This window comes from Ruminococcus sp. AM42-11 (genome assembly GCF_003480145.1).
GTDB classification, from domain to species: domain Bacteria; phylum Bacillota; class Clostridia; order Lachnospirales; family Lachnospiraceae; genus Blautia_A; species Blautia_A faecis.
In genome coordinates this window covers 1-14,069 of the sequence record NZ_QUIO01000008.1, presented here as the reverse complement: position 1 = coordinate 14,069, position 14,069 = coordinate 1, and the positions used below count along the sequence as shown (strand labels likewise).

Here is a 14,069-nt window from a genome sequence, read left to right as displayed (position 1 = left end):
GATTTTATTTTGAAAAAATATGAAAGGATTTTCGTGATCGTTCTGGATTCTCTGGGAATCGGTGCCATGCCGGATTCAGAGAAATTCGGGGATGTGGGAGTGGATACATTCGGACATATTCTGGATAAAATGGGCTCCCTGGAAATACCAAATCTTAAGAAGCTTGGAATGTTAAATCTTCATCCGGCAGGAAATATGCAAGGTGTGGAGAAGCCGATTGGACGTTACATGCGCGTAGGCGAAGCCAGCAATGGCAAGGATACAATGACTGGTCATTGGGAAATGATGGGAATTAAGACAGAGAAGCCGTTTAAGACTTTCACAGCCACCGGCTTTCCGCCGGAGCTGATCGCGGAGCTGGAGAAGCGCTGCGGCAAGCGCGTGATTGGAAACAAGAGCGCCAGCGGAACGGAGATCATTGAAGAGCTTGGGGAGGAAGAAATCCATACAGGTGCCATGATCGTGTATACTTCAGCCGACTCTGTTCTTCAGATCTGCGGAAATGAGGAAACCTTTGATCTTCAGAATTTGTACCGCTGCTGCGAGATTGCAAGAGAAATTACCCGGAAAGATGAATGGCGTGTAGGCCGTGTCATCGCCAGACCATACGTTGGCAAAAAGAAAGGTGAGTTCAGGCGAACAAGTAATCGGCATGACTATGCTTTGAAGCCAACAGGTCTGACTGCATTAAATGCGTTAAAGGATAATGGGCTGGATGTGATCGGTGTAGGGAAGATCAACGATATTTTCTGCGGAGAAGGAATCACAAAGACCTATCATTCTGACAGCTCCGTACACGGCATGGAGCAGACCATCCAGATCTGCAAAGAGGATTTCAGGGGACTTTGCTTTGTGAATCTGGTTGATTTCGATGCCCTGTGGGGACACAGACGAAACGTGGAAGGCTACGGCAAGGAAATCGAGAAGTTTGACAGGAATCTGGGCATTCTTTTGGAAGAGCTTCGGGAGGATGACCTTCTTATTCTTACCGCGGACCACGGGAATGATCCCACCTATAACGGCACTGACCATACCAGAGAGTATGTTCCCTTCCTGGCTTATTCCAAGACTATGAAAGAGGGTGGCCCCCTTGAAAACGAGGATACTTTTTCCGTTATTGGCGCATCAGTAGCAGATAATTTTGACGTGAAAATGCCGGAAGGAACTATCGGACATTCCATTCTTGAGAAATTATGCTAAAATAGAAAAGTAGCTGTTGGATAGCGGTTGTTCATCCGGTGGATTGTCTGCTTTTGCGGCAGAAGCCGGATAGAAACAAATGATTTGCAGCACATGGCAGAAGATGAGGAAATCATATGAAACACACCTATTTACACGATGTACTTCCATTCCTTCGTGAACTGGAACGTGAGAAACAGAAACAATTTGAGGCGTATTTCCGTACTGCGCCATTATGGCTTATGGACCTGTTTCAGAGTGAGATAATGGAAGCCGGAACTACTTTTATCAGGGAAAATGAACCGGCAGATACGATTTTCTTTGTTGCCAGAGGAAGGGTAAAAGCCACTGATTACCGGATTTCCGGCATTGCCTATGATTTTATGAAGCCTATGAATCTCATTGCGCTTGGTGGTATGGAGGTGATCCTGGGACAGGATACCTACCAGACCACCCTGCAGACAGAGACAGAGTGTATTGTTACCAAGCTTCCAAGAGCGCAGTATGAGAAATGGATTTATTCAGATACGGAAGCTTTTCGCATGGAGGCAAAGCTTACCTGTGCTTCCCTGTTGGAGGAAGAGCGGCGGAACCGTCTGTACCTGTTTTTGGAAGGGGCTGACAGATTAGCTGTACTCTTCTCGGAATGGTTCGAAAAATATAACAAAAATGACATTTTATGCATCGGCGAAAGCCGGCAGAATCTGGCAGATGAGACAGGCCTTTGCCTGAAAAGCATCAGCCGCGCCATCAAGAAGTTTCAAGCAGAACAGCTGATCGTGAAAAAAGGCAATCAGATCTACATCGACAGGGAGCAGTACGAAAGGCTAAAGCAGACTGTTGATGAGAAAATCGGCAACGTATAAACGGAAAACAAGACTATGGCAAAACGCATGGTATTGAAGGCTTTCTGTTTATATGAAAATAATGTTATAAGCTGTCCTGGCAATAAGCCGGATAGCTGTAGATAAAGGAGAAGGTGTACATGAGCGATTTATATCAGAAATTAGAGACTTGTCTTGCAAGTGTCAGAAAAAGGACAGATTTTAAACCGGAAGTGGCGCTGATCCTGGGATCCGGCCTTGGAGATTATGCAGATGAGATCCAGATCGAAACCACCATTGACTATACAGAGATTGAAGGTTTTCCAACCTCCACAGTTGCAGGCCACAAAGGCAGATTTGTATTTGGATATGTGAAAAATGTGCCGGTTGTGATCATGCAGGGAAGAGTGCATTACTATGAAGGCTATCCAATGACGGATGTAGTTCTTCCCACAAGATTGATAGGCATGATGGGGGCGAAGAAGCTGTTTCTTACAAATGCAGCCGGTGGAGTGAACCCGAATTTTAAACCAGGCGATTTTATGATGATCACCGATCATATTACCACAGGAATTCCAAGTCCGCTGATCGGACCGAACATTGAGGAGCTGGGATGCAGATTTCCGGATATGAGTGAGGTATACAGCAGACGTCTGAGAGAGGTGATCCGCGCCAGTGCGGAAAAATGTGGTATAGGTCTCCAGGAGGGCGTATACGTGCAGTTTACAGGCCCTGCCTATGAAACTCCGGCTGAAGTGAGAATGGCGGCTATATGGGGCGGTGACGCAGTTGGAATGAGCACTGCATGTGAGGCAATGGCAGCCCGTCATATGGGAATTGAAGTGTGCGGAATTTCCTGTATCACCAACATGGCAGCTGGCATTTCGAAACAGGAGCTGAACCACAAGGAGGTTCAGGAGACTGCAGACAGAGTGGCGAAATCTTTTAAAAAGCTGGTGACGGAAATCATAGCCGGTATGTAGCCGTGGGGCAGTGCGGGTTCCATAAGAGGCAGCGCAAACCAAAAGGTATCACGTAACAAAGGAGAAAAGTAATAATATGGGAATTGTTGTAATCGGTGATGTATTTATCGATGTGAAAGGGTATTCCACAGCACCATTTATTCCTGGAGGAAGAAATGCCGGTGTGATCCAGCAGATCCACGGCGGTGTAGGAAGAAATGTAGTGGAAGATATTGCCAATATAGAGTTGAAACCAACCTTTGTCAGTCTGGTAGATGACGACGCTATGGGGGATGATGTGATCCGCAAACTGGAGCGTCATAAAGTAGATACCAGATATATGCGTAAGGTAAAAAACGGCATGGGAACCTGGCTGGCTGTCTTTGACCAGGACGGAGATGTGGTGGCATCTATTTCCAAACGTCCGGACCATCGTCCGATAGAGCAGATCCTGGATGAACACGGAGATGAAATTTTCCAGGATGCGGACAGCGTTGTGATCGAAATCGATATTGACAAGGAAATTGTGAAGAAGACCTTTCACTATGCAGAGAAATACGGCAAAAAAGTATACGCTCTTGTATCGAATATGACCATTGCCATTGAAAGACGTGACTTCTTAAGGCGGACAGCCTGCTTTGTATGCAACCAGCAGGAAGCGGGCATCCTGTTTTCTGAGGATTACGGTGACCTGAAGCCTGAAGAGATGGCCCGGTGTCTGGCAAAAAGGATCCAGTCCGCCCATATTCCAAAGATGGTGGTTACCATGGGAAGTGATGGTGCAGCTTATGCAGATCAGGAAGGAAACTGGGGCGTTTACCCAGCTATGAAGGTAGATGTGGTTGACACCACAGGCGCGGGAGATGCCTTTTTTGCAGGTGTGTGCGTAGGTCTTACCTATGGAAAAACAATGAGAGAGGCATGTGCCATTGGTACCCGTCTTTCCTCAACTGTAATTTGTACCTCAGAGAACATTTGTCCGAGATTTATGCCGGAAGAATTTGATCTTGACAGGTAGGAGAAGAATATGGAAAGTCTTATTATAGGAATTGCCGGCGGCTCCGGCTCCGGCTCCGGTAAATCTACTTTTACAAACAGAATTAAAAAGCGTTTTGGAGATGACGTAGTAGTCCTTTATCACGACAATTATTACCGCAGACAGGATGGAATCCCTTTTGAGCAGCGTGTGACTGTGAATTACGACCATCCGGATTCCCTGGAGACAGAGCTTCTGGTGGAGCATCTGAAACTTCTGAGGCAGGGGAAAGCTATTGACTGTCCGGTTTACGATTATTCCCAACATAACCGTTCCGACAAGATCCTTCATATCACCCCAAGTCCGGTGATCCTTGTGGAGGGAATCCTTCTTCTGGCAGATCCCAGAGTGCGTGAGCTCCTTGATATTAAGGTCTATGTGGAAGCTGACGCCGATGAGCGTATCCTCCGCCGGATTTCTCGTGATGTGGAAGAGCGGGGAAGAGACTTGAATGGAATTATTAAACAGTACTTAAATACAGTGAAACCCATGCATTACCTTTATGTAGAGCCCACTCGTTCCAAGGCTGATATTGTGATCAACAGCGGAAAGAATGACGTGGCGTTTGATCTGTTTGTTTCGAAAATCAGTATGGAATTGGAGAAACGGAAGCAGGGGTAATTACAGAAGATGTTAGCTGTAGTTTGGAAACATTGATGTGATGATGCGGCAGAATTAGCAAATGAAAGTTGCTGTTTACGAAATGGGTGAGAATTCCGGCATAAAGAATTTTTCTGCGAAATTGGTAGATGGCAACAGATAAAAAGATACAGGAGATCAGAATGTCACAGGAAAAAGAGAACAGACAGCATGAGAATGCGCAGAGTGTGCAGGAGGGGCAGCAGTCTCATAAGCGCAGAGTGCGCTACAAGGGCAGATACCCGAAAAAATTTGAGGAGAAATATAAAGAACTTCAGCCAGAGAAATACCAGGATACCATTCAGCATGTAATGCAAAAAGGGAATACCCCGGCAGGCATGCATATTTCTATTATGGTAAAAGAGATTATTGATTTTCTGGAGATCAAACCAGGACAGATTGGCTTTGATGCCACACTTGGCTACGGCGGTCATACAAAGGCCATGCTTCAGTGCCTGCAGGGACAGGGGCATATGTATGCCACTGACGTAGACCATGAGGAAGCAGCCAAGACAAAGAAAAGACTGGAAGATCTTGGCTTTGGGGAGGATATTCTTACCATTAAACTTCAGAATTTCTGTACCATTGATGAGATCGCAAAAGAAGTGGGAGGTTTTGATTTCCTTCTTGCTGATCTCGGCGTGTCCTCCATGCAGATCGATAATCCCAAGAGAGGTTTTTCCTTCAAAGCAGACGGACCTCTGGATCTGCGCCTGAATCAGGAAGCCGGGATCAGTGCGGCAGAGCGCCTGGAACATATTACCCGGGATGAGCTTGCAGGAATGCTTTATGAAAATTCAGACGAGCCATACTGTGAGGAGCTTGCCAAGGCAATCACAGATGAGATCCGCAAGGGAAACCACATGGATACCACCACAAAGCTTCGCCAGGTCATTGAGAAAACTTTGGATTTCCTTCCGGAAAAAGAGAAGAAGGAGACCATCAAAAAGACCTGCCAGCGTACTTTCCAGGCCCTTCGGATTGATGTGAACCGGGAGTTTGAGGTTCTGTATGAGTTTATGGAGAAGTTGCCGGGAGCACTGAAGCCTGGTGGAAGAGCGGCAATCCTTACGTTCCATTCAGGAGAGGATAAGCTGGTGAAGAAAGCGCTGAAGGCTGGATACAAAGAGGGAATTTATTCCGATTATTCCAGAGACGTGATCCGTCCGTCAGCCCAGGAATGTGCCCAGAATGGACGCGCACGGTCTACGAAAATGCGCTGGGCGATTAAATCGGAGTAAACGCGATAAATACGCTGCGCGAGTTTGGCTCGCCTATCGAGTAAATGAGACAAAGCACGCTCTGCGAGTTTTATTCGTTATCGCGTCAGTCACCAAGGTTTTTCGTGCAGGCACGAACTTTGGCTCGCCTAGCGCATAAATAAAATGGGGAGGAACCGCATCACTGCAGTTCCATCCCCCATATTTTACAATCTCTGGTTCCCACAACCATATAACTTTGATATACAGCAGGAGATGCTTCGATGACTCCCTCACTGATCTGGTGGCAGTCAAGAACATCTCCTGTTTTTCCATCCAGAAGATAGATATGTCCTGTGCTGTTGCAGTAGAGAACCTTTCCGCTGCCATCCGGATTGTATACACATACAGGTGAAGACCAGGCATAGGCAGATTCATGTTCCCAGTTTACTTTCCCGGTATTTTTATCAATGCATGCAAGTACACCTTGTGCCTGTCCGCCGGTTCTGGCAACTGTCACATAAATGTTATCCGACAATTCTTCTTTTCCAACAGCGATGGTAGACTGTACACCGCCCGAAACACTGTCCTCGGAGGAACAGTCGTAAGAGGTCTGCCAGATGATCTCTCCTGTCTCCGCATCAATTTTCCAGACAGGAACCTCTGCAGTGGTGCTGCTTCGCCAGCCCAGACGGAAAGAGGTGCTGACATACAGGTAAAGGTGTCCGTCCTCCACAGACAAAACAGGAGTGGAGTTGGAGTCATCCAGAATATCCTGCACCCATACAAGCTGCAGGGTATTCAGATCCAGGCACATCAGATTGCCGCCGTTATCAGCAATAAAAAGATAACCGTCATAGATGGCTGCGCTGTCCTCCATGCCAAGCCAGTAGGAACCTACGCTGGTACGTGTTCCGTAGTAGCGCCATTTCACAATATGATCCGGATTGATGGACAAGGTGCCTGCTTCCGGGGCATAACTGGTATTCAGTTTGATCAGATAAAGAATTCCGTTCTCTCCTGGATAGATCAGGGTATCTGTGGCAGCATCCACAAGGGCGGAGGAATCAAAGTAGCTTAAATTTCCGCGAAGGGAAAATTCATCATTATTTCCAAAGGTATACATCACACTGCAGTCCAGAAGATTCACAACAAAGACCCTGGCAGTGCCTTCATTGCTGTCATAACCTGCGCCCACATACATAATTGGATAATCTCTGGGATCAAGTGCACCTGCTCCTTTGAAGGTGAAACCAAGGTAAAGGGGATCTCTGGTAGCCTCGCCGGTTTCCAGATCCAGGAAATATACATAGCCGTCCATGCAGGCATAGATCACTTCTACAAGATCGTCTTTTTCCTTTGCCCAGTCGTACATATTCATGGACTTCTTTACTTCTTGGGACCATTTTTCCATAAGAGGCTGTCCGGTCCAGCCGCTTCCGGACCAGGTGGCATCTCCGTAAGTAATAGAGCCGGTTTTTGCTGTCCAGAGATCCTGGATTTTTCCATTTTTGATCTGTGTATTGCCATAGGCTGCAGTGTCGCGGAAATTGTTTCCGCGGAAGGTGACGATTCCATCCACATCTGTGTAGCTGATCCCGGCATCGAAGGAGTGGGTATCTGTGGAGGTATAATCCGAAGTATTGGCAAGTATCTGTCCGTCCACCTCAATGTCTGTGGTTTCTATGTATAAAGATGGGCTGGTGGAATCTACGCATTTAGGAGAAAATTCTGCCGGTCTTGCCATTGCGGCTTTTACAGCGGCAAGAGAATTGGAGTCATCCATGTCCAGACCGCTGGCTTCCTCAACCATGGAAACTGTATTTACATTTTCCCGTATCCTTTTTACGAGGAAAACTCCTCCCAGTATAATAACTGCTGCAATGATCAGGATCCCTTCTGTAAGAAGAAGTTTTCGGAAGAAATATTTTTGCTGCAGCTGCTTTTTTCGTTTCCCTACTTTTCTTTTCATAATTCTGAATCCTTCCCTGTTCATTTGGCAAAAATTATACAAGGTATGACTGGGAAATTCAAGATGCTAACAGCTGTTTTGGAAATTCAATTTTCAGATTGGGAAAAAGGGCGCAATCTTTTTTCTTGACAGTGTATGGCCTGGCTTGTTAAAATATTATTTATCGTGTGAAAAGGAGGAGAAAACATGCTGAAAGTATGGATCGTAGGATCTGAAGGCCAGATTGGCGAGGCAATTAATGAAGTGCTGGATCCGTTGGAAATTGAAGTTTTGAATACAGACAAAAATGCGCTTGATATTACAGAAACAGACGAAGTTCTCCATTTTGGAGAGATCAACCGTCCGGATGTGATCATCAACTGTGCTGCGATCACAGACGTAGAGCTTTGCGAGAAGCAGCCAGAGGAAGCATTTCGTGTAAACGCTTTAGGCGCCCGCAACTTAAGCCTTGTAGCAAGAAAAACAGGGGCAAAGATGGTGCAGCTTTCCACAGACGACGTTTTTGACGGTCTGGCACAGAAGCCGTACACGGAGTTTGACAATACAAACCCTAAGACTGTTTACGGAAAATCCAAGTGCGCCGGGGAGAATTATGTGAAGGAGTTTACCCACAAGCACTTTATCATCCGAAGCAACTGGGTATTCGGAAAGGGAAATAACTTTGTAAACCGTGTTCTGGAGGCTGCAGATCAGGGCAGAGCTCTGGCTGTAGCGGAGGATCAGTATGGTTCCCCTACAAGTGCCAAAGATCTGGCAAGAATTATCCTGCATCTGATCCGTACCAATGAGTACGGAACCTATCATGCAACCTGTCAGGGCGTTTGCAATCGTTATGAATTTGCAAAGGAGATACTTCGCCTTGCAGGCAAAGAGGAGCAGCTGAATCCGGTACCTACCCCGCAGTCTGATCTTTCTTCTGCCAGACCTGCATATGCAGTTCTGGATAATTTCATCCTTCGCATTATCGATGTATATGAGATGCCTGGCTGGAAGGATTCTCTGGAAGAATTTATGAAAGAAAAACGGGAGGGCTAAGATGAGCGCGAAGAAAGAAAAGAATGTAAAAGAGAAAAAGAAGATCAGCTTAACCAGTATGATCTTTATTGCGCTGATCGCCGGAGCAATCACAGGAATGGTTCTCCATTACCTGGTGCCGGATAGCAGTGTGAAGAATGATGTGATCGTTGAGGGAGTGCTGTACGTTCTTGGGCAGGGATTTATCCGCCTTATGAAAATGCTGGTAGTACCTCTTGTTTTCTGCTCACTGGTATGTGGAAGTATGGCTATTGGTGATACTAAGAAGCTGGGAAATGTAGGTGGAAAAACACTTGCATTTTATCTGGTCACAACAGCGGTGGCAGTTGCAGTTGCCCTTGGAATCGGAACTCTTTTGAGACCGGGAATTGGTCTTGATATGAGTAAGATCCAGGTAAATGCTTCCGATATTGAGACTATGGAGTCCACCTCTCTGGTTCAGACCATTCTCAATATCATTCCAGATAACCCCATCAAGTCCCTGGCAAGTGGGGAAATGCTTCAGATCATAGTGTTTGCTTTGATCATTGGTGTGATCCTGGCAAAGCTTGGGGAGCGTGCGGAGACCGTTTCCAATTTTATCAGCCAGTTTAATGATATTATGATGGAAATGACTATGATGGTTATGAGTCTGGCTCCCATTGGTGTATTCAGTCTGATCGCAAGAACTTTTGCAACCATTGGTTTCAGCGCATTTGTGCCTCTGGCAAAATATATGATCGCAGTTCTGATCGCTCTGGCAATCCAGTGTTTTGGTGTATACCAGATTTTGCTGAAGCTGTTCACAGGCCTGAATCCGGTGAAGTTTATCAGAAAGTTTTTCCCGGTTATGGCCTTTGCCTTTTCCACTGCAACCTCCAATGCGACTATTCCGCTTTCTATTGATACGCTGTACAAGAAGATGGGTGTTTCCAAGAAGATTTCTTCTTTTACCATACCTCTTGGTGCGACTATCAATATGGATGGTACTTCCATTATGCAGGGAGTTGCGGTTATGTTCGCTGCCCAGGCTTTTGGAATCCAGCTGACTCCTATGGATTATATTACAGTAATCGGAACAGCCACACTGGCTTCCATTGGTACCGCAGGTATTCCAAGTGTTGGACTTGTTACTTTGACTATGGTATTTAATTCTGTTGGTCTTCCAGTTGAGGCAATCGGTATTATCATGGGTATTGACCGTATTCTGGATATGGCAAGAACAGCGGTTAATATTACCGGTGATGCTGTTTGTACGACCATTGTGGCTTGCCAGAATGGGGCTGTGGATAAAGAAGTGTTTAATAAAGCTGAATAAAAATATTGGCGTGTGTATGTGAGTTTAGAGCGTGTTTGAAAAATCATTCCCGCAATCTGCACGTCCCACTTTGCGGGAGATTTCACCCGAATTCGGTTGCCGTAGCCCGCTACGGCGCCCTCATCCGGGCGAAATCTCCCACAAATTGTGACGCACATCTTGCAGAAAGCATTTTTCAAACACGCTCTAGACTCAGGTATGCACGTCTTTTTTTGTGTGGCGAAGGCGGACGCCTGGGATGGGCAGTGTGTTGCGGACAACGTCAAAAAACGGGATTTTACTCCGTCGTCGATTGCAGGTTCCATAAACAAACTCGCCCATGCTGGGCTCAGACAGTGTTTATGGACCTGCGCTATACTCATAAAATCCCGTTTTTTGACTAACTGTCCGCAACACACTGCCCATCCCAGGCTGATTGTTCAAAGTAACTATGAATTAAGTGGAAATAAACAGCATATAACACTTGACAACAGTATAATACTGTTATATGCTGTTTACATAAGGAGGAGTCACATGAAGATCATAATTAATCACTCGTCGATGCAGCCAATTTATGAGCAGATCACAGATCAGATCAAGGCGATGATCATTGACGGGACGTTAAAGGAAGAGGAAATGCTTCCCTCTGTGAGAACTTTGGCGAAGGAGCTGAAGATTAGTGCTCTTACGGTAAAGAAGGCGTATGACTTTCTGGAGGAAGAGGGGTTCGTGGTTACGGTGCATGGGAAAGGAAGCTTTATTGCCAAGAATAACCAGGGACTTCTTATGGAAGAGCGGAAGCGGGAGATTGAGACAGAACTGGAGAAAGTGATCCGGAAAGCGCGGATCAGCGGATTGTCTGAGGAAGAGATCCGGGAACTGTTTGAGCTTATTATGGAGGAGTAGATATGCTACTGAGTTTGAAGAATTTGCAGAAGAATTATCCTGGATTTTCCCTGGATGTAAGTATGGAAATAGAAGAAGGACAGATCACCGGTCTGATCGGAGCTAATGGAGCAGGGAAGTCTACTACCTTTAAGGTTATTCTAGGGCTGGTTCATCCTGATGCAGGAGAGATTCGTCTGTTTAATAAGGATATGGAGCAGATTTCCAAAAAAGAGAAAGCGGATATAGGCGCGACACTTTCTGACAGCGGTTTTTCCAATTGTCTGACCGTGAAACAGATTGTGCATATTCTGACAGAGACTTATGAGAAATTTGACCGGGAGATGTTTGAGAAGCGGTGCAGCCTGTTTTCCATCCCCATGGATAAGAAACTAAAAGAGTTTTCCACAGGAATGAAAGCAAAGTTAAAAGTGCTGACAGCCACCAGCTTTGATGCCAGACTTCTTGTTCTGGATGAGCCTACAGCCGGTCTGGACGTGATTGCCAGGGACAGCATTCTGGAACTCCTTCGGGAATATATGGAGACGGAAGGAAGAAGTATTCTGATCAGCTCCCACATTTCCTCAGATCTGGAGAGCCTGTGTGATGATATCTATATGATTGATAAGGGACGGATCGTGCTTCATGAGAATACAGATGTGCTGCTGGATGAATATGGTCTTATCAAGGCTGACGAGAAGCAATATGAATTGCTTGATAAGCAGCATATTCTCAAGGTGAAGAAGGAGCAATACGGCTACAGCTGTCTCACAGATGAGCGTGCATTTTATGCGGAGAACTACCCGCAGCTTGCAATAGAACGTGGGTCTGTGGACAAGGTTATTACTATGATGATCAAGGGGGAAGTATTATGAAAGGTATGTTTGTAAAAGACATGGAAATTATGAGGGGAAACATGAAAACGTTCATTGGCGTATATATTATAGCCATTTTCTGTTTCCTTAGTACTTCCGCAGGTCCTTCTTTTCTAATCAGTTATGTGTCTGTTCTGGCTGCTGTTATGGCACTGAATACCATAGCAAGTGATGATATGGATAATGGTATGCCTTATATTTTTACTTTTCCTATCAGCAGGAAAGAATATGTGAAGGAGAAGTATCTGCTGGGTGCAGGGATGGTCACGGTATTGTGGGCTGTTGCTGTTGCAATTGCAATTGGTGTAAATGCTTCCGGATATCGTATGGTGTCCTGGGAAGAACTGATCGCTTCTGCAGCTGCCGGTCTTTTTCTTGCTGTTTTCGCAAATGCGGTTGTGTTTCCGGTACAGTTGAAATATGGAAGCTCTACAGGAAGGCTGGTGCTACTTGTTCTTGTATTTGGCATCATGGCTGTAGGATGGATTGGCGTAGAACTATGCCAGAAAATGAAAGTGGATTTTTCAGGTCTGAAAAATCTGGGCCTGCGCATTTGGAACCTTGGAATCCCAGTCTGTCTGGCGATGCTATTTGTTCTTATGTTGCTAATGCTTCTGATTTCCTGTACAATATCCATAAAGATTATGGAGAAAAAGGAGTACTGATCCGGAAATGAAGAAGAATCAGATTTTTATAAAATGCGGAACTGAATATAAGGAGATGACGAAAGAACTGCTGGAGGCGTGCAATCTGGCAGGGGAGATAGAGAAGAAGTTTGAGAAATGCGGATTGAAGGTGCTTTCAGAAAATTCCGGGGCAGGTTTACAGCAGAATAGTGAGAAGATTATAACAGAAGCGAAGTTTGAAACAAAGAGCAGTCTTATTGACAACTCTGAAGCAGAAGTGGACTGTTTTTATTCTTCGGATTCTGTGGAAAAACAGAATTCAGAATTTGGTTTGTACAATATGCGGATCGGCATCAAGCCAAACCTGGTCGCCCCCATGGAAGCCTACTGGGGCGGCACCACTCACCCAGAGGTAGTCGCCGGAATCGTAGAATATCTTCAGGAAAAAGGGTTTTCCAATCTGGTGATCATGGAAGGTTCCTGGGTAGGAGATAAGACCTCCGAATCCTACGAAGTCTGTGGTTTCAAGTCCCTCTGTGAAAAATATAACGTTCCGTTCCTTGACATGCAAAAGGAAAAGGGAGTGCCTGTACAATGTGGCGATATGATCTTAAACATCTGTAAAAGTGTCCTTGACCTGGACTTCCTTATTAATGTTCCGGTACTAAAAGGTCACTGTCAGACCAAAATCACCTGTGCATTGAAGAACATGAAAGGTCTTCTCCCTAATTCTGAGAAGCGCCGTTTTCACGCATTAGGTCTCCATGACCCCATCGCTCACCTGGGCCTTGCTATCCACCAGGATTTCATCGTGGTAGACAATATTTGCGGAGACCTGGATTTCGAGGATGGCGGCAACCCCGTAGAGATGAACCGCGTTCTGGCAGCTGTGGATCCGGTTCTTATGGATGCCTACGTTTGCGACATGATGTACTACCAGGTAGAAGAGGTTCCCTACATCACAAAGGCTGCCACCCTTGGTGTTGGCTGCGCCGACATCCGCCAGGCAGAAATCCACGCCCTCGACGGCAACCCCGGCGCTCCCATTCCTAAATCCCGAAAAGTGGTAGAGCTTGCCGACGCTGTAGAAGAAGTAGAATCCTGCAGCGCATGCTACGGCAACCTGATCCCTGCCCTTGACCGCCTGAAGCAAGAAGGCCTCCTTTCAAACCTGACCACCCGAATCTCCATCGGTCAAGGTTACCGAAACCAGGAAGGCACCCTGGGAATCGGCCACTGCACCCGCCACTTCACCAACCACCTGGAAGGATGTCCGCCAACTGAAGAAGAAATTTATGAGTTTCTGAAAATTTATTTAGGACGCTAAGAAAGTTGCTATTTAATTGATTAAAAGTTCTTCAATGCGAACGCATTTGGACAATGTGTATTACTCACTCGCCGGCGCAACGCTCCAGCGAACTAATCGCTAACTGCGACTAATGCGTTCGGGAGAGCCCTCACGCATAAGTCTCCGTAAGCGCTGGATTTCGCTTACGCTAAGAGCGCGCCTGAAATGGCTCGCTGGAGTAATACACATTGCCCAAATGCTGTGTGTCGGCTG

Annotated in this window: 13 protein-coding genes and 2 pseudogenes; 13 read left to right on the top strand and 2 right to left on the bottom strand. The window is 46.1% G+C overall.

All coding sequences use genetic code 11. The features are described from left to right. Positions 1–9 precede the first annotated feature (9 nt). The 6 genes from DW904_RS06525 to rsmH all read left to right on the top strand — a co-directional run bounded on the left by DW904_RS06525 (position 10) and on the right by rsmH (position 5,881). Positions 10–1,200 (top strand): phosphopentomutase, encoded by a 1,191-nt coding sequence (locus tag DW904_RS06525; RefSeq protein WP_118578618.1) that lies wholly within the window; start codon positions 10–12, stop codon positions 1,198–1,200. Between the two features lie 116 nt (positions 1,201–1,316). After that, entirely contained in the window at positions 1,317–2,045 is a 729-nt protein-coding gene (locus tag DW904_RS06520; protein WP_118578616.1) for a Crp/Fnr family transcriptional regulator, read from the top strand. Between the two features lie 119 nt (positions 2,046–2,164). Then, positions 2,165–2,986: a purine-nucleoside phosphorylase gene (locus tag DW904_RS06515; RefSeq protein ID WP_118578614.1), complete on the top strand. Its 822-nt coding sequence runs from the start codon at positions 2,165–2,167 to the stop codon at positions 2,984–2,986. A 76-nt stretch (positions 2,987–3,062) separates the two neighbouring features. Next, positions 3,063–3,983, top strand: coding sequence for a PfkB family carbohydrate kinase (locus DW904_RS06510; protein WP_118578612.1), 921 nt, complete (start codon positions 3,063–3,065; stop codon positions 3,981–3,983). A gap of 9 nt (positions 3,984–3,992) precedes the next feature. Next, positions 3,993–4,622, top strand: coding sequence for a uridine kinase (udk, locus tag DW904_RS06505; protein ID WP_118578610.1), 630 nt, complete (start codon positions 3,993–3,995; stop codon positions 4,620–4,622). A 161-nt stretch (positions 4,623–4,783) separates the two neighbouring features. Continuing rightward, positions 4,784–5,881: a 16S rRNA (cytosine(1402)-N(4))-methyltransferase RsmH gene (gene rsmH, locus DW904_RS06500; RefSeq protein ID WP_118578608.1), complete on the top strand. Its 1,098-nt coding sequence runs from the start codon at positions 4,784–4,786 to the stop codon at positions 5,879–5,881. Between the two features lie 160 nt (positions 5,882–6,041). On the opposite strand, the gene DW904_RS06495 is transcribed toward rsmH, so the two are convergent. Then, positions 6,042–7,811, bottom strand: a complete 1,770-nt coding sequence (locus tag DW904_RS06495) for a PQQ-binding-like beta-propeller repeat protein (protein WP_118578606.1) — start codon at positions 7,809–7,811, stop codon at positions 6,042–6,044. 186 nt (positions 7,812–7,997) lie between these two features. On the opposite strand from DW904_RS06495, the gene rfbD reads away from it, so the two are divergent. The 3 genes and pseudogenes from rfbD to DW904_RS25080 form a co-directional block, all read left to right on the top strand. Beyond that, positions 7,998–8,846 carry a dTDP-4-dehydrorhamnose reductase gene (rfbD, locus tag DW904_RS06490; RefSeq protein WP_118578604.1) on the top strand — a complete coding sequence of 283 codons (849 nt, stop codon included), beginning with the start codon at positions 7,998–8,000 and terminating at the stop codon, positions 8,844–8,846. A 1-nt stretch (position 8,847) separates the two neighbouring features. After that, positions 8,848–10,143, top strand: coding sequence for a dicarboxylate/amino acid:cation symporter (locus DW904_RS06485; RefSeq protein WP_118578602.1), 1,296 nt, complete (start codon positions 8,848–8,850; stop codon positions 10,141–10,143). Positions 10,144–10,148: 5 nt separating this feature from the next. Beyond that, positions 10,149–10,274, top strand: a pseudogene (locus DW904_RS25080) (DUF6783 domain-containing protein); the annotation flags it as partial. On the opposite strand, the pseudogene DW904_RS25075 reads toward DW904_RS25080, so the two are convergent. Beyond that, positions 10,218–10,448 (bottom strand): annotated as a pseudogene (locus DW904_RS25075) (DUF6783 domain-containing protein); the annotation flags it as partial. The pseudogenes DW904_RS25080 and DW904_RS25075 sit on opposite strands and share 57 nt — an antisense overlap. Positions 10,449–10,656: 208 nt before the next feature. On the opposite strand from DW904_RS25075, the gene DW904_RS06475 reads away from it, so the two are divergent. From DW904_RS06475 to DW904_RS06460, 4 genes are read left to right on the top strand one after another with little or no spacing between them, the layout of a single operon-like run. Beyond that, positions 10,657–11,028: a GntR family transcriptional regulator gene (locus DW904_RS06475; RefSeq protein ID WP_118578598.1), complete on the top strand. Its 372-nt coding sequence runs from the start codon at positions 10,657–10,659 to the stop codon at positions 11,026–11,028. Between the two features lie 2 nt (positions 11,029–11,030). Next, on the top strand, positions 11,031–11,882 hold the full coding sequence (locus tag DW904_RS06470; RefSeq protein WP_118578596.1) for an ABC transporter ATP-binding protein: 852 nt from the start codon (positions 11,031–11,033) through the stop codon (positions 11,880–11,882). Next, positions 11,879–12,547 carry an ABC-2 transporter permease gene (locus DW904_RS06465; protein ID WP_118578594.1) on the top strand — a complete coding sequence of 223 codons (669 nt, stop codon included), beginning with the start codon at positions 11,879–11,881 and terminating at the stop codon, positions 12,545–12,547. Before DW904_RS06470 ends, DW904_RS06465 begins: the two co-directional genes overlap by 4 nt. Positions 12,548–12,554: 7 nt before the next feature. Then, complete coding sequence (locus tag DW904_RS06460) at positions 12,555–13,835, top strand: DUF362 domain-containing protein (RefSeq protein ID WP_243110326.1); 1,281 nt, start codon at positions 12,555–12,557, stop codon at positions 13,833–13,835. The last annotated feature ends 234 nt before the right edge of the window (positions 13,836–14,069 follow it).

Excerpts from the sequence above, each read along its gene's own strand:
- DW904_RS06520 (WP_118578616.1), top strand. The coding sequence starts at position 1,317 with ATGAAACACACCTATTTACACGATGTACTTCCATTCCTTCGTGAACTG.
- DW904_RS06515 (WP_118578614.1), top strand. The coding sequence starts at position 2,165 with ATGAGCGATTTATATCAGAAATTAGAGACTTGTCTTGCAAGTGTCAGA.
- DW904_RS06510 (WP_118578612.1), top strand. The coding sequence starts at position 3,063 with ATGGGAATTGTTGTAATCGGTGATGTATTTATCGATGTGAAAGGGTAT.
- udk (WP_118578610.1), top strand. The coding sequence starts at position 3,993 with ATGGAAAGTCTTATTATAGGAATTGCCGGCGGCTCCGGCTCCGGCTCC.
- rsmH (WP_118578608.1), top strand. The coding sequence starts at position 4,784 with ATGTCACAGGAAAAAGAGAACAGACAGCATGAGAATGCGCAGAGTGTG.
- DW904_RS06495 (WP_118578606.1), bottom strand. The coding sequence starts at position 7,811 with ATGAAAAGAAAAGTAGGGAAACGAAAAAAGCAGCTGCAGCAAAAATAT.
- rfbD (WP_118578604.1), top strand. The coding sequence starts at position 7,998 with ATGCTGAAAGTATGGATCGTAGGATCTGAAGGCCAGATTGGCGAGGCA.
- DW904_RS06485 (WP_118578602.1), top strand. The coding sequence starts at position 8,848 with ATGAGCGCGAAGAAAGAAAAGAATGTAAAAGAGAAAAAGAAGATCAGC.
- DW904_RS06475 (WP_118578598.1), top strand. The coding sequence starts at position 10,657 with ATGAAGATCATAATTAATCACTCGTCGATGCAGCCAATTTATGAGCAG.
- DW904_RS06470 (WP_118578596.1), top strand. The coding sequence starts at position 11,031 with ATGCTACTGAGTTTGAAGAATTTGCAGAAGAATTATCCTGGATTTTCC.
- DW904_RS06465 (WP_118578594.1), top strand. The coding sequence starts at position 11,879 with ATGAAAGGTATGTTTGTAAAAGACATGGAAATTATGAGGGGAAACATG.
- DW904_RS06460 (WP_243110326.1), top strand. The coding sequence starts at position 12,555 with ATGAAGAAGAATCAGATTTTTATAAAATGCGGAACTGAATATAAGGAG.